Source organism: Mycobacterium shunyiense, from assembly GCF_058270075.1.
Genome location: NZ_JBZDPU010000015.1, coordinates 172,098 through 191,645, shown reverse-complemented (window position 1 = coordinate 191,645; position 19,548 = coordinate 172,098). Strand labels below are relative to the sequence as shown.

Here is a 19,548-nt window from a genome sequence, read left to right as displayed (position 1 = left end):
GGCGGCATGGATGACGTTGCCGCATGTTCGGCGGCCGGACAGATAGGAGTGGAGGCAGGTCAGACGGTGATACCGAGGTCGCGCAGGCGTGCCCGGTACAGCTCGACGTTGCCGAGCTTGACGTCCTCGTAGCCCCGGACCAGGTCGGCCAGGCCGGCTGCCTCGACGGCGGTGTCGTAGTTGTCTGCGTCCAATGCGGCGGCGAGTCCGAGCACCATGTCGGTATAATGGGACAGCAACTGCCGCTCCACTTTCCGGACATGGGCGTAGCCGAACGGATCCAACTTGGTGCCGCGCAGCACCTTGGCCTTGGCGAGCAGCTTCAGTGCCATATGCGATCTCGGCCCGAATCCGACCTTCTTCGAGCGGCCCATCGCCCGCAGAGCGGGCGGATGCAGCCGATAGGACAGATTCTCACCGCCGGGCACCTGCGCCTGCACGTTGGCCAGGAAGGCCGGATCCACCAACAGGCGTGCCACTTCGTACTCGTCCTTGTACGCAGTGAACTTGTGCAGTCCCCGCGCGACGGCCTCGCTGAAGGCGGTCTTGTCGGTGACCGCACGCTCCGACTGCCAGACTGACTGCACCGCGTCGACGTAGCGCCTGGCGATTCTTGCGTTCTGGTAGCGAACCAACTCACCGGCCCGCAGTTCGACGAGGCGGCGGACCTCGCCGTCGAAGGTGGTTCCCGCCAACAGTTCCGGGCTGGCAACCGCCGGCGTGCCTTTCGGGCGCGCTGCGTCCACCGCGGCAGAGAACGCAGCCGGATCGGCGACCGCGACCCGGCCCCAGCGGAAGGCCGCGACATTGGCGGCGACGGCGACACCGTTGATGCCGATGGCCTCTTCGATGCTCGCCTCGGGCAGACGCAACCCGCCGTTCTGGAATGCGGCACCGATGACCAGGAAGTTGGCCGCGGCCGTGTTGCCGAACAACGCCTCGGCCGCGGCGAGCGCGTCGAAATGGGTGAGTGCCCGGGTGACCACCGTGAGCCGGTCCAGCAGCGACTGGGTCTCGGGATAGGCCACCGACTTGTCGTACACCATGTCGCCGGTCGGGGTCTGGCTTGTCGAGGCGACGGCAACCGTGCGGCCCGGACTGCCGTAGGCGAGGTTGCGGCCCTCGGTCGCCGTCAGTAGGTCGATCGCGATGATGCAGTCGGCGCCACCCGGGGTCAGCCGGTTGGCGGGCTCCAAGGTACTGGTCGAGAACCGCAGGTGGGATACGACCGGTCCGGCCTTCTGGCTGAGCCCGATCTGGTCGAGGCTCTCCACCTCGTAGCCGGCGCGCAGTGCGGCGGTGGCCAGAACCTGGTTGACCGTGACGATCCCGGTGCCACCGATGCCGGCCAGCAGGACGTTCTGGGTGCCGGTAGGGATGCCGAAGCCCGGGTCCGCGACACGCGGCGGCTCTGCGTTCTTCCGTCGGGCTGCCTTGCGGTCCTTGGCGTCCGGCGTCAGCTCCACCGTGACGAACGACGGGCAGTCACCGTCGAGGCAGCTGTAGTCGGTGTTGCACGAGGTCTGGTCGATACGGGTCTTGCGCCCGAACTCGGTATCGACGGGTTGCACGGACAGGCAGTTCGACTTGGTGCCGCAATCGCCGCAGCCCTCGCAGACCGCTTCGTTGATCACCACGCGGGTGTTGCGGGTGGGCAGGGTGCCGCGCTTGCGTTGGCGGCGGGCGTCGGCGGCGCAGTGCTGGTCATAGATGAGGACGGTGACGCCCGGGATCTCGCGCAAGACCTTCTGTGCTTCGTCGAGCCGGTCGCGGTGCCAGAGCAGCGTGCCCTTGGCAAGGGCTTTCCTGTTGTGCCGCTTGGGTTCGTCGGCGCATACGATGATCTGCCGGACGCCTTCGGCGGTGAGCTTGCGGGTGAGCCCGGCAACGCCAAGTCCGCCCTCGACGTCCTGCGCGCCGGTCATGGCGACAACCTCGTTGTAGAGCAGCTTGTAGGTGATGTTCACCCCGGCCGCGATACAGGCTTGCACCGCGAGCTGCCCGGAGTGGAAGAAGGTGCCGTCGCCGACATTCTGGAACAGATGCGGCACATCGGTGAACGGCGCCTGCCCGATCCACTGGCTGCCTTCGCCGCCCATCTGTGTCAGGCCGACGACTGCACTGTCGCTGCGGCCCGACATGGTGACGAGTGTGTGGCAGCCGATACCGCCCCCGCCGATCGAGCCCTCCGGGATCGCGGTGGAGCGGTTGTGCGGGCAGCCGCTGCAGAAGTACGCGGTCCGCTTGGCGGACAACACCTCCAGTGACAGAGCGGGCGGTGGCATGCGCTTCAACTCGACATGGTCGCGCAGCACACGGCGTAGCGGTGCCAGCAGGCGGCCGGCGGTCAGCTCACCACCGAGCGGGAACAGCGGTGTGCCGGCGGCGTCGTACTTCCCGATGATCTGGGGGGCATCAGCGGTGCCGTAGAGGATTTCGCGGACCTGAGTCTCGATGAAGGCGGTCTTGTCCTCCACGACGATCATCTGCTCGAGGCCGCGGGCGAACTCCCTGACCGACTCCCGGCCGACCGGGTATGGCATCCCGATGCGCAGCAGGCGGATTCCCGCCCGGTGCAGCGCCGCGTCGTCGACGCCGAGGTCGACCAGCGCCTGACGCACCGCGTCGAACGTCGTTCCGGTGGCGGCGATGCCGATCTTGGCGCGCATCGGGTCTACTTCGACTACGTCGAGGTCGTTCGCGGTACCGAAGGCGCGCACGGTCTCCCAGCGCGGTCCGTAGAGGTCGGCCTCGGCGAGCAGGCTGTCCGCCGGGGCGGCCATCGGGCGCTGGCGGTAGGTGAACAGCCGTCCATCCCACTGGACTTCGGGCACCTTGATGGCGAGATCGGACACTTCGGCGTCGACCGTCCACGCGCCGTCGGCGACATCGGCGACGATCTTCATCGCCACGACGCAGCCAGAGGCCCGCGACAGCGCGACACCTTGCATGCCCATCGTGATGATCTCTTCGGCGTTGCGCGGGAACAGCACCGGGATGCCCAGTGCGGCCAGGGACCGTTCGCTGACCGCAGGCACCGTCGACGACTTCGATGCCGGATCGTCGCCGACGAGCAGCAGCACACCACCGCGCGTGTTGACGCCGTACATGTTGGCGTGCCGCAGCGCATCGGTGGCGCGGTCGACGCCGGGACCCTTGCCGTACCAGATTCCGACGACGCCGTCATGGGTTGCCGTGCCTGCCGGGAGGTCGGTCTGGCTGCCCCAGACGGAGGTGGCGGCGAGTTCCTCGTTGAACCCTGGGGTGAAGACGACGTCGTGCTCGGCCAGTACGTTCGGCATGCCCAGGAGCATCTTGTCCACACCGCCCAGTGGGCTGCCCTGGTAGCCGGAGACGAAGGTCGCCACGCGCCGACCGGCACGGAGGTCACGGACATGCTGTTCGACCATCATTCGCGCGATCGCCTGCACTCCGGTGAGCAATACCGGGCCGGCCCCCACTCGATACCGGTCGTCGAGGTCGTACGGAGCGACGGGTTCGGTCGCGGTGAGTTCGGATCGGGACAGCACGCTGGTCACGGATAACCTCCACACTTTCCACAACTCAGATCGTGAGCTGCGAAGCGAGAACTACTAGCAATCGGTGCAGCGAAATCTGCCGTGGAGGGTGATCCGCGTCAATAGTTGACGAAAATGTTGATCAGATTGCTCAATTGTGACGTGGAACACTGTGATCCACGCATCATTTTGTTGAGTGCTGAGTCAGATGCTGCACGAGGGGCAGGGACCGGTATTCGACCGGAGTCGCCATCGCCAGCATGGTTTCCGAATGCTTGACGCCGTCGATCCGATGCACTTCCTGGATGAGCCGCAGCAGCTCCTCTTGGGTCTGCGCGGCAATGCGGACCAGGAGGTCGGCCCGCCCGGTCGTTGCGTGCACCTCGAGCACGTGGGGGACCGCACGCAGTGCGTCGATGATGGCGTTCATCTTGTTCTGGTCGGTTTCGATACCGACGAAGGCGTGCACCGCGTACCCGAGTTCCGCCAGGTCGATGTTGGGTGGGAAGCCGCGGACCAGGCCGGATTCCTCGAGCCGCTTCATGCGCGCCTGCACCGTGTTGCGGGCGACCTTCAGTCGCGACGCCAGCTCAAGAATCGGCGTGCGTGGGTCGGTCGCCAATGCCGACAGCAGCGCGGCATCGAGGGCGTCAATCTTGATGGCCATGTGGCATTTTCCCATTGCCACGGTTCGAGCGGTGACGTCAGCGGCTATTCCAGCCCGCGACGCCGACCACGATCATGCGGAGCTGCTTACGTGCGGTCTGCTTGATGTCCGCGAGCGCCTTCGCGTCGTTGGCGTCCTCGATGGATTCCGCCGTGACCATCATCGAATTGACGAACAGCCCGGACAGGATATTGAGATCCTCGCTGCTCCACGTGGTCAGGCCGGGTAGCCGGGCCAGATCGATGGCCAGCTCGGAGGTGATCAACCGGATTTCCGTGCGGATCGCATAGCGCACGACGGTGACCCCGGTGTTGCGTTCGCGGCTGATGAAGCGCCAGTGCTCGGGCCGTTCGGCGACGCTGTTGAACAGGATGTCGACCGAGGACTCGATGATGCGCTTGGGGTCGAGCTGGCCGGCGCGACCGCCGCGGAGCATCTCCCGGAGGGCGCGGAAGGACTCGTCGATCAGCACCAGGCCGAGCGCGTCCATGGTTTCGAAGTGCCGGTAGAAGGCGGCAGGCACGATTCCGGCCTCCCGGGTGACCTCACGCAGGCTCAGTGCGCTGAAACTGTCCTCTTCGAGCAACTTCAGGGCGGCCGTGATGATCGCGCGGCGGGTGGCTTCCTTGCGCTCCTCGCGAGACAGATTGTCCTTGGGCCGGGAGCTTGACGAGCGGCTTGACCGCCGGTCTCGTGAACTGGGGCTACGACTGTTCACCGAAAAAAGCTAGCACAGAGACATCGAACGCCTGATCGGAACGATTGTGTATGACATGTTGGCACATTTGTTCACCACGTGATCCACACAACAACCTGGGCATTAACCCTTGACGTGAACGTATCGATGGACTCATCGTGTACATATGTTCACCGAAACTTTGAGCCGCCGGATCCGGCGCTCCGCCCTGGTTGGGATCCTCACCGGCCCGCATGGCGTGGACCGGTACACCGAGGTTTACGACCGCACCTGGACCGTCGATGACGCCCGCGCCAGGGTGGTCGCCGTCCGCAAGCAGACGCCACGCAGCGTCACCCTGACCCTGCAGCCCAACGACGCGTGGCGGGGTTTCAAGGCCGGGCAGCACATCAACCTGACCGTGGAGATCGACGGCCGCCGCCGCACCCGGTGCTACTCGCCGGCCAACGCCGAAGGCAGCCCCGTCATCGAGTTGACCATCGGTCTGCACGACGGCGGACTGGTCTCGCAGTACCTGTACCGCAACGCAGCGCCCGGTATGGTCCTCGGCCTCGACTCGGTCGGCGGCGACTTCACACTTCCGGAGCAGCGCCCCCGCCGCATCCTGTTGGTTTCCGGCGGCAGCGGCATCACGCCGGTGCTCTCCATGCTGCGCACCCTGCGCGAGGAGAACTTCGATGGTGAGGTCGCCTTCATCCACTACGCCCGTAACCCCGAAGAGGCTGCGTACGCGACAGAGCTGGCCGCGACGCCGGGCGTCACGGTGCTGCACAGCTACACCCGCTCGGACCGGGGCGATCTGACCGGGTACTTCGGTCCGGACCATCTGGCCGCCGCGATGCCGAACCCCGACGCGGTGTTCGTCTGCGGCCCACCGGCTCTGGTCTCCGCGGTCAAGGACCTGCTGCCCGGAGCCCAGTCGGAGAGCTTTGTGCCGCCGGTGATCGCCGTACCGACCGAGGTGTCCGGCGGAACCGTCGCCTTTACGGAAAGTGTCGTCACAGTCGTCGACGACGGCCGCTCGATCCTCGAGCAGGCCGAGGCCGCCGGACTGAATCCGACGAGCGGTTGCCGGATGGGGATCTGCCACACCTGCACCCGCAGGAAGATCAGCGGTCCGGTGAAGAACCTGATCACCGGCGCGGTCTCGACAGACCCTGACGAGAACATCGAAATCTGCGTGAGCGCCCCCTGCGGCGACGTCCAGATCGACCTCTAGACACCTACTTTCAGCCCTTTTCGAAGAAAGGACACACCATGACTCACTACACCCTGACCCCTGAGCAGTTCGAGACCTTCGGTGCCGAACTCGACTCCATCCGTGAACGCGCCCTCGCCGACCTCGGTGAGCGTGACGCCACCTACATCCGCGACATCATCAAGATGCAGCGCAAGCTCGAGGTTGGCGGCCGTGCACTGCTGTTCCTGCCGCCGGCCTGGCCGATCGGCACGGTGATGCTCGGGCTGTCGAAGATCCTCGACAACATGGAGATCGGCCACAACGTGATGCACGGCCAGTACGACTGGATGGGTGATCCGGCGTTGCGCGGCCAGAACTTCGAGTGGGATTCGGCGTGCCCGTCCAATCAGTGGCGGCACTCGCACAACTACATGCACCACACCTACACCAACATCGTCGACATGGACCGCGACATCGGTTACGGCGTCCTGCGCATGAGCGAGGACCAGAAGTGGAGCCCGTACTACCTGGGCAATCCGTTGTACGCCTTCCTGCTGATGGTGTTCTTCCAGTACGGCGTCGCGCTGCACGAGCTCGAGACCGAGCGCATCCGTACCGGCGAAATCCGCCTGCGGGACAAGAAGGACATGCTGCGCGAGATGTGGGCCAAGGTGCGCAAGCAGACCGTGAAGGACTATGTGGCCTTCCCGCTGTTGGCAGGCCCGTTCGCGCCATTTGTGTTCGCGGGCAACATGACCGCCAATCTGATGCGCAACGTGTGGTCCTACACCATCATCTTCTGCGGCCATTTCCCGGAGGGCACGCACGAGTTCACCATCGAGGAGACCGAGAACGAGACCCGCGGGCAGTGGTACTTCCGCCAGTTGCTCGGCTCGGCAAACCTGACCGGCGGCAAGTGGTTCCACATCTTCAGTGGCAATCTGTCCTTCCAGATCGAACACCACCTGTTCCCGGACATCCCGGCGCATCGCTACGCCGAGATCTCCGGCGAGGTGAAGGAGATCTGCCAGCGGTACGGCCTGCCCTACAACACGGGTCCGATCCACAAGCAGTTTGCCTCCGTGGTGCGCAAGATCGTGCGACTGGCGTTCCCCTGGGGCGGCACGCCCAAGGATGCTGCCCCCAAGGAGGTCCCGGTTGAGGAGCCGGCTGCCAAGGAGCCTGCATCGCAGCCGATCTGCGAGCCCGAACTCGTCAACTGCTGACCGACAGGCTGCACTGCAGCAGCACCGTGTCCAGCCACCGTCCGTGCTTGTACCCGACCGCACGCAGTCGGCCCGCCTCGGCGAAACCGTGTTTGCGGTGCAGGGCAAGGGATGCCGCCGCCTCGTCGGTGTCGACCACCACGGCGATGACCTCACGGATGCCTGCCGCAGTGCAGCCGTCCAGAAGTCCTTGTAGCAGGAGGGTTCCGATGCCGCGGCCGGCGGTTTGTGGTGCGAGGTAGATCGAGTTCTCCACGGTGTGCCGATAGGCCGGGCGCAGCTTCCACGGCGAGCAGTAGGCATAGCCGACGATCTCATCGGCGAGTGTCGCGGTGAGGAACGGCAATTCACGTTCGCGGGCGGTCGCCAGCCGACGCTCCCACTCTTCGCGGTGCGGTGGGATCAGCTCGAACGTGGCGACCCCGGTCTCGACATGGTGGGCATAGATCGCGCTGATCGCATCAAGGTCGTCCGGTGACGTAGCGCGGACGACGGTGTTGGCCATATTTTCACCCTAAGCTGTCGCTCAGTTGAGGGGAGAGGTTCCGATGGCCTACGTCAAGGCAGCCGAGCGTCACGAGCAGATCGTCGCGGCAGCGATCCGCGTGCTCAGTGACGTCGGCGTGCCGGGGACGACCCTGCGCGCAGTTGCGGCGGAGGCGGGCATCCCGCTGGGCACCTTGCACTACGTGTTTCCCTCCAAAGATCAGATGCTGCGCGCCGTCATCGTCGCCGTCATCGACGATGTCGTCGCCACCGTGCACGGCAGCCTGGAACTGGACCAAGGTCTTGCGCACGCCCTGAGTCACGGTGTCACGACGTTCTGGGAGGCTCTCGTCGAAGGTGACGTCGGCGTGCAGGTCATGCAGTACGAGCTGGCGATGTACTCCGTGCGCAGCGAGGGCTCTGAGGGGCTGGCGCGGCTGCAGTACGACCGGTACACCGCGCTCGTCACCGAGTTCTGCGAGCAGGCGGCGAACGCCGCGGGCGAACGCTGCGCTGTCGCGTTCGCCACGCTGGGCCGCTTGGGGCTCGCGATGCTCGACGGGCTGATCATCCAGTACGTGGCGAGCCGGGACCGTCAGCGCGCGCGCCGTGACCTCGACCGCGCGATCCAGATGCTGGTGACGCTCGCGGACCCGCAGCCTTCGGCCTAGTGGCCTGAGGACGGCGCCGGGCCTGTCGCCCTCGGGTCCTCGCGTGCTATAAAAGTCGGACGGTTGACCGACTTATAAATGGCGGATCGTCATGACGACACGAGATGACGCAACGGAACAGGCCACGGTGGTCGTGGTCGGCGCAGGGGTATCAGGGCTGATGGCAGCCCGCGAGCTGCACCGTCGCGGGATCGACGTGCTGGTGTTGGAAGCTGCAGACCGGCTCGGCGGCCGAACGATGAGCGAGACGACCGCCCTGGGGTCGACGGTCGACCTCGGTGGTCAGTGGATCGGCCACGGGCACCACCGGCTCGCTTCGCTGGTCGACGAGTTCGGTCTCACCAGCTATCAGATGCACACGGGTCCGATGCCCGGCCTCATCGACCGCTCACGTCGGCTGTCGGCGGTATCGCCGGCTGTTCTCATGGCCGCATTGGCGCTGGCCGGTGTAGAGGTGTTGTCCCGCACCGGAGTTCCGCAGGGGTGGAACGACAAGGCTGTGGACTCGTGGCTGCGCCGCGTGCCGGGCCGCACTGCACGCCGGCTGCTGGAAGTGATTGCGGCGGTGTCGTGGACTGCCGATCTGGATCGGCACTCGGTCTACGCGATGGCGCGAATGGTCCGCCAGCAGGGCGGCGTGCTCACCATGCTGTCGACCAAAGGAGGCGCGCAAGACTCCCTGCTCGTGGAGGGCATGCGAGGGTTGGCCGATGGATTCTCTGCCGAGCTCGGTTCGCGGATCCGCTTGGGGCATAGGGTCGTAAAGATCAGTCGCGGTGAAACTGGCGTGACGATCCAGTCCACCGCGGGCGAGGTGCGAGCCGTCAAGGTCATTGTCACAGTGCCGGCGCCAATGGCGCGGTCCATCACCTACCAACCACCGCTGCCGCCCGAACGGACCCGGCTCGCGGATGGCACGTATATGGGATCGGTTTACAAGGCGATTGCGGTCTACGACCGGCCGTTCTGGAGGCAGCGCAAGGGTGGCGAGCTCATCGTCCTCGACGGCCCGGGTAGCGGCGTGTTCGACACCAGCCCGCCGGACGGTCCGGGGCATCTGTGTGTACTCATCGGCGGACCCGCGGCCCGTCAACTCGATGGCCTCAGCGCCGATGAGCGTCGCAGGGCCGTGCTGGAACCCTTGGTCGGTCATATCGGGCCAGAGGTGCTTGAGCCCGTCAGCTGGCACGAGAAGTCCTGGCAGACCGATGAGTACGTCGGCGGCGGCTATACGGCGTTGCCGATCGCGGGCACCCTGGACGGGCTTCTTCCGTGGCCCGTCGAGCCTGTCGGCGACATCCATTGGGCGGGAACCGAAACCGCGAGCGATCACGCGGGCTACATCGAGGGCGCCATCGAATCCGGCATTCGGGTGGCGCAGGAGGTCGCCCAGGCGCTACCTGCATAGCAGCCCATGATCGCCGTGTTCAGAAGGGTGGTGGTGGTCCGTATTCTTCGGCGAGCCAGGCTTGGTAGTCGCGTTCAGTTGCGAGGTCGTTGTTGAGTTCGGCGCGTAGGCGTCGTTCGTCGGCGAGGCGGTCTTGGCGGTCTTGTTCGCGGGTGCGTGAGCGTTTGGGCATCTTGACCGCGCGGTTCGGATTCGAGTTCGGGGTCGCCGCTTCGGGTTCGGGGAGGTTCAGGTCCCCGGTCGGCTGGCTCAGAGTGGGGAACATGCCGGCGCCGTGGGGTTCGGTCACGTGGATGTGTCCGGTGGGTGTGGTGAACTCGATAGTCCCGTCGGGGAGCTGACGATCCGACCACCCGGGGCAGAACGTTTTCACCAAATGGTGTGCCCGACAAAATAATTTGGTGTTCGACGGATGCGTCGGCCCGGTAGGCCAGGGTGCGGTGTGGTCGATGTCGCAGCGTTCGACCGGGGCGTCACAACCGGGGAACCGACACGTCAGGTCCCGCCACCGAATGAATTCTGACAGTGCTACCGAGGGGCGGTACTGCGGCTCGCCGGCAGCAGCGGCCTCAGCCGTGTCGGCGGGCTCAGTGGGCTCGGCCGCTTCGGCAGGCTCACCGGGATCCTTCGGCTCGCCAGGCTCAGTGGGCTTGGGCGCGTTCCCGGTGGGTATGCGTACGGGTTTGATCTTGGCGGTGGCGGCCAGATCCCGCACGGATTCTGCGGGCAGGATGCCATGGCCGACCAGATACCCCGGATCATCCGAGGTGCCGTTCACGGTGGATTGGTCGGCCAGCACATGCACGATCGCGGCATCGGCGGCCGCCCGTTGCTGTGCGGCGGGGCAGTCCTCGCGCCGACACAGGCACGGCATGCGGGATTCGAGTCGGGCCACCGGTCCCACCGCGTCGGCGCGGCGCTGCTCGCGGGTGCGCGGATCGTGCGTGCAGACCGTGTCGGCGACGGCATCGAGGCGTTGATTCAGTGCGACCCCGTCGGCGGCGTGGATGTTGGCCCACACCGAGGCCATGCCTGGGCTGCTCGCCTCGACCTGAACAAACCGCCCGTCGTCGATCGGGGGTGGGACCCGTACTCCGTTGGGGTCGAGTTTGGCGATCCATTGATCCACCCGGTCCCGCAACTGCCGCTCAGACAGCCGCATCCACCGGTGGGCCCGGGTGGCGAGTTCTTCATCCAGTCCGGCCCAGACTGCGGGGTCGACGATGCCGGTGCGGGCGATGAGCATCCGCACCACCCGGTAGTCGATGTCGCCGGCGGCGAACCGGGCGGCCACCAACGGGAGTTTGTCGCGTAGTACCCGGGCGTGATGAATCTGGGTGCCGGCCCGGCCCCGACTGATCCGCAACGCCGCCGACACTTCAGCAGAGACTTCTTCGAACGGGTCGGTGGTCCAAAAGATCGATTCGGCCAACTCCTGTTCCCGCAGGCTGTCCAACGCCCCGATCGCAGCCAGCCGTCCCGCGATCGCTGCTGATTCCGCGCGTGCTGCGGCACTGATCCGGTCGATCAGCGCCACATCGGAATCGCCTTCGAACATGTATTCGATTATGCCACGACGCCCCGACACGCGTGGCGGACATTGCGCAACGGTCTTACGTTTGACACGTCGGGCACCAGTACGTGACCCGCTCGCCGCCTTTGTCGGTCTCGATCAATGTCCCGCAGCGGCGGCAGGGCTCACCGGCGCGGCCGTACACCCACAGCTGTCGTCCATGCCGTGTGTCGCCTGTGGTGGTGCGGTTCCAGCGGGACCGGTTGAGCCACAGCATGTCCCGGGCCCGTTGCACGACACGCAGGGGATCGGTCAACGAGCTCACCGGAGAGGTGGGAAGCCGGCCGAAGACGAAACACAGCTCGTTGCAGTAGACATTGCCCACACCGGCCATCACCCGCTGGTCGAGCAGAGCCGGTGCCAGGGGACGGTCCGGATCGGCAGCCAAGTTGGCGGCTGCGGTGCGAGGCTCCCAGTCGGGGCCGAGCAGGTCCGGTCCGAGGTGCTCGACCGCTGCCATGTCGGCGTCGCGGTCCAGAACTTCCAGAACGCCGAGGTCGATCCCTGTCGCCCGACTATCGGCGGTCTCCAGCACGATCCGGATCCGGTGGGCGGCGCCCTTTGTCCACCCGATGCGCCAGCTGCCCTCCATCTTGAGATGAGAGTGGATGCTGGCCGGCCCCGCCCGGATGAAGAGGTGCTTTCCTCGGCTGAGTACCTCGTCGACCATGTGTCCGGTCAGGTCGACGGTGGCATAGCGCGGAACCCGAATATCGCAGCGCGTCAACACTTTTCCCACCAGAGCGGTGCGCAGTGCCGTGGCGGTGTGGAAGACGGTATCTCCCTCGGGCATGCTCTCATTGAACCAGTTGTCATGGAAGTCGGCGGCTGCTCGATGGCATAATCGTCTGGTGATCAATAATCGACTCCGCGGGAAGGGCGTTCCCGCCTACCAGTGAGCGGTGAGGCGTCGCATTCGGCGCCTCGTATTCGTACCCGTAAAGAGATCCACCGGCAGCGCCGCTCGGGTCGTCACCAGTGTTGGAACCACATCATCGTCGCGCCACTCTGGCCCAAGCACGGAGTGAACCTCGGCACGCTGCTCCGTACGTGCGATGCAGTGGGTGCATGTCTGGCCGTGCCCCGGCTGCCCTGGGTTCCTGAGGCTCTCCGCAAAGGAAACACCCTGCGGCACAGGTCATGCGTCCATTGGATCTACGGCGACGTCGTCGGCTGGCTGGAGAAGCAGCGGGAGCGATCAACGCACATCATCGGCGTCGAACTCACCGACGAGTCGATTCGGCTGGCGGACCTGCCCGCAGTTCGCACCCGCACGGTATTGGTTCTCGGCAACGAGGGCAGCGGCATCCCCTCCGACGCAATGGAATTGCTCGATCTGGCGGTCGAGATTCCTATGGTGGGCACCGGTCACAGTCTCAACGTGGCAGTTGCGGGATCGCTCGTGCTGTACAAGGTCGCAGGCCTACTGTGAGGCCGTCTACCGAAGTCGCAACCCGCGCGGGGTCCGGGCGAACCCGACGCCGACCAGCGCCTCTTGCACGCTGGCGCGATCCTCGTCGACCCCGGGATCGAGTACGGCAACCCCGTTGATCCGCTCGACCAGTAGTGACGGCATGCGCCCGGCGCTCACGAGTTCGGCCAGCGCGCCCGCGGCGGCCCGCTGCATGTCGGGATCGGAGGTGAAGCTGAGCAGGGTTTTGCCACCACGTTCCAGGAACCACACCAACTGTCCGTCGACGAGTGCGACGAGGGCGCCGGCCTTGCGGCCGGGCCGATGGGCATCGGAGTCGCCTGAGCGATCGGGCCAGGCCAACGCGGCGCCGTACGGGTTGGCCGGGTCGGTCGCGGCGAGCATGACGGCGTGGTACTCGGGGCGCCGGGGATCGACTCCGTCGAGATAGGACCGGAGCCGGTCGACGGTCGAGGCCGCCGCGAACTGGGCCCCGCCGAGTGACTCGACGAAGTAGCCCCGCTGGCAGCGACCGGCATCCTCGAATGCACTCAGCACCTTGTACAAGGTGGCGAACCCGCCCGGCACGCCCTCAGCTGCCGCCGCCCCCTTGGTCAGCACCCCGTGCCGGTTCAACAGCAGCTCGGCCTGGAAATGCGCCCGCACGGTCGAATCCGGTTCGGCACCAGGCAATGCCGACCACCGGCCGGACACCATCGGATCCGCCGCGCGGATGTGCGGGCGTGCGACGCTGTAGCGGCTGAGTCGTGGCGGCCGCTGACGCTGACGGTGTGCAGGTGCCCCAGTCCGTCGGGGACCAGACAGCATCGCCCGCACCGGAGCGAAGGTATCTCCGGTGACCCAGCCGGCCCAGATCAGCTCCCACAGAGCCGTTTTGAGCTCGGATTCGGCGGTTTGATCGGTCAGCTGACGGAAGAAATACGCTCCTCCATGCCCCAGCGTCTCCATGATGGCCCGGTGGGTATCGGTGAACTCGATCTCGGCAGGGACCGGCAGCGTCAGCGGCGCCGTCTCAGCCAGGTGGAACGTCACCCAACCGTCAGTGCTGCCGATCTGCCCGGCACCGGACCACATGACCTCCCCGGAAGCGAGCAGCTCATCCAACATGGCCGGCTGATAGTCGCGAACCCGCTGCCCGAACACCAGCGATTCCACGGCCGACGCGGGCAGGAGGACCCCGGCCAGTTGCTCGATCACCGAGGCCAACCCGTCGATACCCGAGCTGTGGCTGGACCCGACGTGCTGCCAGGACGGCAGGAAGCGGCCATAGGCCGCGGTGCTGACGGGCTCGACCTGGGCGCGCAACGCGGCCAATGAGCGACGGCGCAGGATGCGCAGCACCTCGGTATCGCACCATTGGTCGCCGGGAAGGTCGTCAACGAACTCCCCGCGCACCAACCGGCCGTCGACCGCCATGCGGCCCAACACATCTGCGGTCACCCGCAGGCCGAGCCCGAACCGCGCGGCGACCTCGGTGGTGGTGAACGGACCGTGGGTACGGGCATAGCGTCCGATCAGATCCCCCAGGGGGTCGTCGACGGATTCGGTGAACGCCATGGGGACCCCGACGGGTACCGGCGCACCGACCCCGTCGCGCAACAGCCCGATGTCTTCCACTGCTGTCCACCAGGTCCGGCCGGCGTAGGTCACGGGCAGCGCGCGTTTGGCGGCGTGCAGCCCGTCGAGCCAGCCCCCGATGGTGTCGGTGGTGGCGCGCTCGGCGATCTCGGCCTCGGTGAGCGGCCCCAGCATCCGCAACAGGTCGGCCACCGCCTCGGCATCGCGTGCGGCTCGTTCTTCCGTCAGGTGTTGTAGCTGAGCCGAAGTCGACGCGACGACCGCCGGATCCAGCAGTTCACGAAGCTCGACGCGTCCCAGCAGTTCGGAGAGCAGGACGGTGTCCAGGGCGAGTGCGGCAGCGCGCCGCTCGGCCAGGGGACTGTCACCCTCGTACATGAACGCGCCCACATAGCCGAACAACAGCGAGGCCGCGAACGGTGACGGGGTGGCGGTTTCCACCTCGACCACGCGCAGCCGGCGTTGGGCCACCCGACGCATCAGCTCGGTCAGGGCGGGGACGTCGTAGACGTCCTGCAGGCATTCGCGCACCGTTTCCAGCACGATCGGGAAGTCCGGGTACTTGCGGGCGATGTCGAGCAGTTGTGCGGCGCGTTGCCGTTGATGCCACAACGGGGACCGCTTGCCCGGGTGCCGGCGCGGCAGCAGCAGTGCCCTCGCGGCGCATTCGCGGAAGCGGGACGCGAACAACGCCGACCCGCCCACCTCGGCCGTGACGATGGGTTCGATCTCGTCGGCGTCGAACACGAACAGGTCTGCACCGGGCGGTGTTTCGCCGCTGTCGGGCAGCCGCACGATGATGCCGTCGTCGGAGGCGGTGGGCTTCTCGTCGATCCCGTAGCGTTCCCGCAACCGTCGGCCGACCGCCAGGGCGAGCGGCCCATGGACCCGCAGGCCGTACGGAGAATGCAGGATCACCCGCCAATCGCCCAGCTCGTCCCGGAAGCGCTCCACCACAAAAGTGCTGTCGCTGGGGACCACACCGGTGGCCTCGCGCTGATCGTGCAACAGCTGGTACAGGTTGTCGGTGGCGAATCCGGCGAAACCCATTGTCTGGCAACGTTCATCGAACTCAGCGCGATTGAGTGCGGCGAGTTCCCCGGTGAAGGCCCCGACCGCCGCGCCCAATTCGGCGGGCCGTCCCACACTGTCGCCACGCCAGAACGGCAGCCGGGCCGGCTGACCCGGGGCGGGGATCACCAGAACCCGGTCGTGGGTGATCTCGGTGATCCGCCAACTTGTGGCGCCCAGCGAGATGACATCGCCCGGGCGAGATTCATAGACCATCTCTTCATCGAGTTCGCCGACCCGGGAAGGCTTTTCGGTTTCAGTGGCCAGGTACACGGTGAACAGCCCGCGATCGGGAATGGCCCCGCCGGAGGTGACTGCCAGGCGCTGGGCGCCGGGGCGGCCGGTCAGGGTGCCGTGGTCGCGGTCGTAGACCAGCCGCGGCCGCAGCTCGGCGAACTCCGTGGACGGATACTTCCCGGACAACAGGTCCAACGTCGCTTCGAACGCACTGCGCGGGAGCGTGGCGAACGGAGCGCTGCGGCGCACCGCGTCGAACCAGGCGTCGGCATCCACCGGTTCCAGGGCGGCCGCCGCGACCGTGTGCTGGGCCAGCACGTCGAGCGGGTTGGCCGGCACCTGCATTGTCTCGATGTCGCCGGAGCGCATGCGCTGCACCGTCACCGCGCAGCCGATCAGGTCGGTGCGGTGCTTCGGGAACAGGACGCCCTGGGAGATCTCGCCGACCTGGTGCCCGGCGCGTCCGATGCGCTGCAGCCCGCTGGCGACCGACGGCGGCGACTCGACCTGGATCACCAGATCGACCGCACCCATGTCGATGCCCAGCTCCAGGCTGGAGGTGGCGACGACGGCGCGCAGGCGGCCGCTCTTGAGGTCGTCTTCGACCTGGGCCCGCTGCTCCTTGCTGACCGAGCCGTGGTGGGCCCGGGCCAGCAGCGTGGGCGCGCCGTTGGCCTGCCCACTGGCCATGAGTTGGGCCGGCGCACCCCCGCCGACCTGTGGGTTGTGGTCGAGTGAGAGCTCGATGCCGGCGCGCTCGGCGTGGATCTCGTTGAGACGTGAGGTCAGCCGCTCTGCCAGCCGGCGGGAGTTGGCGAACACGATCGAGGACTGGTGGGCCTCGATCAGGTCGACGATGCGCTCCTCGACGTCCGGCCAGATGCTGTTGTTGTCGAGGTTGGCCATGTCCGGCACCGGGACCTGTACGGAGAGATCGAAGGTCTTGCCGGAGGGAGGGGCGACGATGGTGGTGGGGGCCTGGCCGGAAAGGAACCTGGCCACCTCCTCGGGAGGGCGCACCGTGGCCGACAACCCGATCCGCTGGGCGGGTTTGTCGAGCAGCTGGTCGAGCCGTTCGAGTGAAAGAGCCAGGTGCGCACCACGTTTGGTGGCGGCGACGGCATGGACCTCGTCGACGATCACTGTCCGGACCGAGGCAAGGGTCTCGCGGGCCGCCGAGGTCAGCATCAGGAACAGGGATTCCGGCGTGGTGATCAGGATGTCGGGCGGCTTGGCCAGCATCGCGCGGCGCGCACTGGGTGGGGTGTCCCCGGAGCGAACGCCGACGCTGATGGACGGGGCCGGCACCCCGTGACGTTCGGCCACCCGGGTGATCCCGGTCAGCGGGGTGCGCAGGTTGCGTTCGACGTCGACAGCCAGCGCCTTGAGTGGCGACACGTAGAGCACCGTGGTGCCGGAGCGGGGATCGGGCGGCAACTGGGCCAGCTCATCGATGGCCCACAGGAACGCGGCGAGGGTCTTACCCGACCCGGTGGGGGCGATGACCAGGGTGTTCTGCCCCTCGGCGATCGCGGACCAGGCCTGGGCCTGGGCGGCCGTCGGGGCCGGGAAGGCAGCCGTGAACCACTCCCGGGTCAGCGCACTGAACCGGGCCAGCGGGTCTGCCGGCGTGGTGGTCATCTAGCCATCCTGCCGCGCGGCACCGACAAGTGGGTTTCAGCGGTGTTCGGGAGCGGCCGCACACACCAGTTCGGCGGGCAGGCCCGGGACCCGGCCGAGGGCGTCGAGCAGGGCATGCGCGCAGCTGTCGGCGACGAATCCCGCGTCGATCGAGGGGTCCTTCAGCCGTTGCCGGCACATCTCGAAGGTCAAGGCCAGCCAGCCGTACACGGTGGCCCGCAGATCGCGTTCGACCTTGGCGTCCAGAGGCTCGGACGCCGCGTCTCTGATCCGGCCCATGATCCGGTCGGCCTGGCGGTCGTTGTCGATATCGTCGACGCCGCGCAACACCGGGTCGGTGCGACCGAGGCCCATGTACGCCGCCCACGCGCCGTGCGGATGCTCCTCGTCGTAGCGCAGATAGGCCAGAACTCCGGCGCGCAGCTGGCCGAACAGGCTCTGACCAGGCTCGGGAGGCGTGCTGGTGGCCTCGAACAACCGCTCGCCCTCGGCCCGGACGACGGCGGCGAAGAAGGCCCGCTTGTCGGGGAAGTAGTGGTACATCAGGGCGCGAGAGACTCCGGCGCGCTCGGCGATCTCGTCGATGCGGACCTCGTCGTACGGCCGCTGGCCGAACACCTCGGCTCCCAGCGCCAACAGCTCGTTGCGTCTGTCGGCGGGGGACAGCCGGCGTCTCGACTCGGCACCCACGACTGCAGCCTAACGCCAAGCCCTTACTTGACACATGTATAACAAGGCGGAATCTTGGTGTCATGACCGTCGTGGGCGCGCGGACCTCACCTGAAGGCGCCAAGTATCCGAAACTGCCCCACCCGCCGCGGCGGGTGCCCCTGCTGGGTGACATCTTCGGGCTGCAGCCGGATTCCTCGATGCAGAACGCCATGGGCATGGCCGAGCTGGGGCCGATCTGCGAGTTCCGGTTCCTGGGTGCCCGTTACGTGGTGGCCGCCGGTGCCGACGCGGTCAACGATCTCAACGACGAAACCCGGTTCTGCAAGCATGTGGGCCCTGATATCGAGGCCCTGCGGATCGTGGCCGGCGATGGACTGTTCACCGCCTACAACGACGAGCCGAACTGGCTCAACGCCCATCAGCTGCTGATGCCGGCCTTCAGCCAGGCCGCGATGCGTCGCTACCACGCGGTGATGTTCGACGTCGCAGACGAGCTCACCGACCATTGGGATCAGCAGGCCGGTACCGGCGAAACCGTCGACGTCTCGGCCGACACCACCCGGGTCACCCTGGAGACCATCGGGCGGTGCACCGCCGGCTATTCGTTTCGGTGTTTCCAGAGCGACACCGTCCACCCGTTCGTCGCACACATGGTCTCGGCGCTGCTCGGCGCAGACCGGCTCGGGGTACTGCGCGAGACCTTCCTGCCCTCCTTCGTCTATCGGGGCTACGAGCGCCGGCTCCGCCGCGACGCGCGCTATCTGCACGCACTGGCCGACGACATCGTCGCCACCCGGCGGGCCCAGCGCTCGGGCAGCCACGACGACCTGCTGCAGATCATGCTGGAGTCCGATCTCGACGCCGCCAACATCCGCTACCAGCTGATCAACTTTCTGATCGCGGGGCATGAAACCACCTCTGGTGCCTTGTCATTCGCGCTGTACTTCTTGTCGCGGCACCCGGAGGTGTTGGCCCGGGCCCGCGCCGAGGTCGAGGAGGTGTGGGGCGACGAGCAGCGGCCCGAGTTCGAGAAGATCGCCAAACTGCGGTATGTCCGGCGGGTTCTCGATGAGTCATTGCGGTTGCAGCCCACGGTTCCGGCCTACTATCGCGCGGCCCGCGAGGACACCGTGCTGGCCGGAATTCACCCGATGTGCAAGGGCGACTGGGCGCTGGCCCTGACCTCGACCCTGCACCGGGATCCGCGCTGGGGGCACGACCCGGAGGCATTCGACCCCGACCGGTTCACCCCGGAGCAGATGCGGACGCGTCCCGGTGGCCTGTACAAGCCGTTCGGAACCGGTGAAAGATCTTGCATAGGTAGACAGTTCGCGCTCCACGAAGCCGTGTTGATGTTGGCCGTACTGATCCGTCGCTATGAGCTGATCGCTGATCCGGACTACACGCTGCAGGTGCAGGAGCGCCTGACCATGATGCCGGCCGGCTTCCGGTTGAGCCTGCGGCGCCGCTAGCGTCGGCGTACCGCGCATG

Annotated in this window: 14 protein-coding genes; 6 read left to right on the top strand and 8 right to left on the bottom strand. The window is 66.8% G+C overall.

The features are described from left to right. Positions 1-59: 59 nt before the first annotated feature. The 3 genes from AC4ELH_RS15225 to AC4ELH_RS15215 all read right to left on the bottom strand — a co-directional run bounded on the left by AC4ELH_RS15225 (position 60) and on the right by AC4ELH_RS15215 (position 4,903). A complete protein-coding gene (locus tag AC4ELH_RS15225; protein WP_498885224.1) occupies positions 60-3,539 on the bottom strand; it encodes an indolepyruvate ferredoxin oxidoreductase family protein in 3,480 nt (1,159 codons plus the stop codon). 163 nt (positions 3,540-3,702) lie between these two features. Beyond that, complete coding sequence (locus AC4ELH_RS15220) at positions 3,703-4,185, bottom strand: Lrp/AsnC family transcriptional regulator (RefSeq protein ID WP_055111379.1); 483 nt, start codon at positions 4,183-4,185, stop codon at positions 3,703-3,705. A gap of 37 nt (positions 4,186-4,222) precedes the next feature. Further along, complete coding sequence (locus tag AC4ELH_RS15215) at positions 4,223-4,903, bottom strand: TetR family transcriptional regulator (RefSeq protein ID WP_448442427.1); 681 nt, start codon at positions 4,901-4,903, stop codon at positions 4,223-4,225. A gap of 145 nt (positions 4,904-5,048) precedes the next feature. On the opposite strand from AC4ELH_RS15215, the gene AC4ELH_RS15210 reads away from it, so the two are divergent. Together AC4ELH_RS15210 and AC4ELH_RS15205 are read left to right on the top strand one after the other, a co-directional pair. Then, entirely contained in the window at positions 5,049-6,101 is a 1,053-nt protein-coding gene (locus tag AC4ELH_RS15210; protein ID WP_448442429.1) for a ferredoxin reductase, read from the top strand. 38 nt (positions 6,102-6,139) lie between these two features. Then, positions 6,140-7,288 carry a fatty acid desaturase family protein gene (locus tag AC4ELH_RS15205; RefSeq protein WP_064879439.1) on the top strand — a complete coding sequence of 383 codons (1,149 nt, stop codon included), beginning with the start codon at positions 6,140-6,142 and terminating at the stop codon, positions 7,286-7,288. Here AC4ELH_RS15205 and AC4ELH_RS15200 read toward each other — a convergent pair. After that, complete coding sequence (locus AC4ELH_RS15200; RefSeq protein ID WP_448442431.1) at positions 7,278-7,793, bottom strand: GNAT family N-acetyltransferase; 516 nt, start codon at positions 7,791-7,793, stop codon at positions 7,278-7,280. The genes AC4ELH_RS15205 and AC4ELH_RS15200 overlap by 11 nt on opposite strands. Positions 7,794-7,836: 43 nt before the next feature. On the opposite strand from AC4ELH_RS15200, the gene AC4ELH_RS15195 reads away from it, so the two are divergent. Both AC4ELH_RS15195 and AC4ELH_RS15190 read left to right on the top strand, forming a co-directional pair. Next, complete coding sequence (locus AC4ELH_RS15195; protein ID WP_448442433.1) at positions 7,837-8,445, top strand: TetR/AcrR family transcriptional regulator; 609 nt, start codon at positions 7,837-7,839, stop codon at positions 8,443-8,445. A 91-nt stretch (positions 8,446-8,536) separates the two neighbouring features. Next, positions 8,537-9,853 (top strand): flavin monoamine oxidase family protein, encoded by a 1,317-nt coding sequence (locus tag AC4ELH_RS15190; protein ID WP_498885220.1) that lies wholly within the window; start codon positions 8,537-8,539, stop codon positions 9,851-9,853. 19 nt (positions 9,854-9,872) lie between these two features. Here AC4ELH_RS15190 and AC4ELH_RS15185 read toward each other — a convergent pair whose 3' ends face one another. Further along, the gene (locus AC4ELH_RS15185) at positions 9,873-11,411 is read right to left on the bottom strand and encodes an HNH endonuclease signature motif containing protein (protein WP_448442437.1); all 1,539 of its coding nucleotides are present in this window, start codon (positions 11,409-11,411) and stop codon (positions 9,873-9,875) included. A 55-nt stretch (positions 11,412-11,466) separates the two neighbouring features. Continuing rightward, positions 11,467-12,219: an endonuclease VIII Nei2 gene (gene nei2, locus AC4ELH_RS15180; RefSeq protein ID WP_498885217.1), complete on the bottom strand. Its 753-nt coding sequence runs from the start codon at positions 12,217-12,219 to the stop codon at positions 11,467-11,469. 102 nt (positions 12,220-12,321) lie between these two features. Here nei2 and AC4ELH_RS15175 point away from each other — a divergent pair, with 102 nt between their 5' ends. Continuing rightward, a complete protein-coding gene (locus AC4ELH_RS15175) occupies positions 12,322-12,858 on the top strand; it encodes a TrmH family RNA methyltransferase (RefSeq protein ID WP_064886664.1) in 537 nt (178 codons plus the stop codon). A 6-nt stretch (positions 12,859-12,864) separates the two neighbouring features. Here AC4ELH_RS15175 and AC4ELH_RS15170 read toward each other — a convergent pair whose 3' ends face one another. Together AC4ELH_RS15170 and AC4ELH_RS15165 are read right to left on the bottom strand one after the other, a co-directional pair. After that, positions 12,865-17,385, bottom strand: coding sequence for an ATP-dependent helicase (locus AC4ELH_RS15170; RefSeq protein WP_498885215.1), 4,521 nt, complete (start codon positions 17,383-17,385; stop codon positions 12,865-12,867). A 36-nt stretch (positions 17,386-17,421) separates the two neighbouring features. Continuing rightward, positions 17,422-18,075 carry a TetR/AcrR family transcriptional regulator gene (locus AC4ELH_RS15165; protein WP_064959603.1) on the bottom strand — a complete coding sequence of 218 codons (654 nt, stop codon included), beginning with the start codon at positions 18,073-18,075 and terminating at the stop codon, positions 17,422-17,424. 62 nt (positions 18,076-18,137) lie between these two features. Between AC4ELH_RS15165 and AC4ELH_RS15160 the strand changes: the two genes are divergently transcribed. Continuing rightward, positions 18,138-19,529 carry a cytochrome P450 gene (locus AC4ELH_RS15160; protein WP_498885212.1) on the top strand — a complete coding sequence of 464 codons (1,392 nt, stop codon included), beginning with the start codon at positions 18,138-18,140 and terminating at the stop codon, positions 19,527-19,529. Positions 19,530-19,548: the final 19 nt, after the last annotated feature.

Excerpts from the sequence above, each read along its gene's own strand:
- AC4ELH_RS15220 (WP_055111379.1), bottom strand. The coding sequence starts at position 4,185 with ATGGCCATCAAGATTGACGCCCTCGATGCCGCGCTGCTGTCGGCATTG.
- AC4ELH_RS15210 (WP_448442429.1), top strand. The coding sequence starts at position 5,049 with ATGTTCACCGAAACTTTGAGCCGCCGGATCCGGCGCTCCGCCCTGGTT.
- AC4ELH_RS15205 (WP_064879439.1), top strand. The coding sequence starts at position 6,140 with ATGACTCACTACACCCTGACCCCTGAGCAGTTCGAGACCTTCGGTGCC.
- AC4ELH_RS15200 (WP_448442431.1), bottom strand. The coding sequence starts at position 7,793 with ATGGCCAACACCGTCGTCCGCGCTACGTCACCGGACGACCTTGATGCG.
- AC4ELH_RS15195 (WP_448442433.1), top strand. The coding sequence starts at position 7,837 with ATGGCCTACGTCAAGGCAGCCGAGCGTCACGAGCAGATCGTCGCGGCA.
- AC4ELH_RS15190 (WP_498885220.1), top strand. The coding sequence starts at position 8,537 with ATGACGACACGAGATGACGCAACGGAACAGGCCACGGTGGTCGTGGTC.
- AC4ELH_RS15185 (WP_448442437.1), bottom strand. The coding sequence starts at position 11,411 with ATGTTCGAAGGCGATTCCGATGTGGCGCTGATCGACCGGATCAGTGCC.
- nei2 (WP_498885217.1), bottom strand. The coding sequence starts at position 12,219 with ATGCCCGAGGGAGATACCGTCTTCCACACCGCCACGGCACTGCGCACC.
- AC4ELH_RS15170 (WP_498885215.1), bottom strand. The coding sequence starts at position 17,385 with ATGACCACCACGCCGGCAGACCCGCTGGCCCGGTTCAGTGCGCTGACC.
- AC4ELH_RS15160 (WP_498885212.1), top strand. The coding sequence starts at position 18,138 with ATGACCGTCGTGGGCGCGCGGACCTCACCTGAAGGCGCCAAGTATCCG.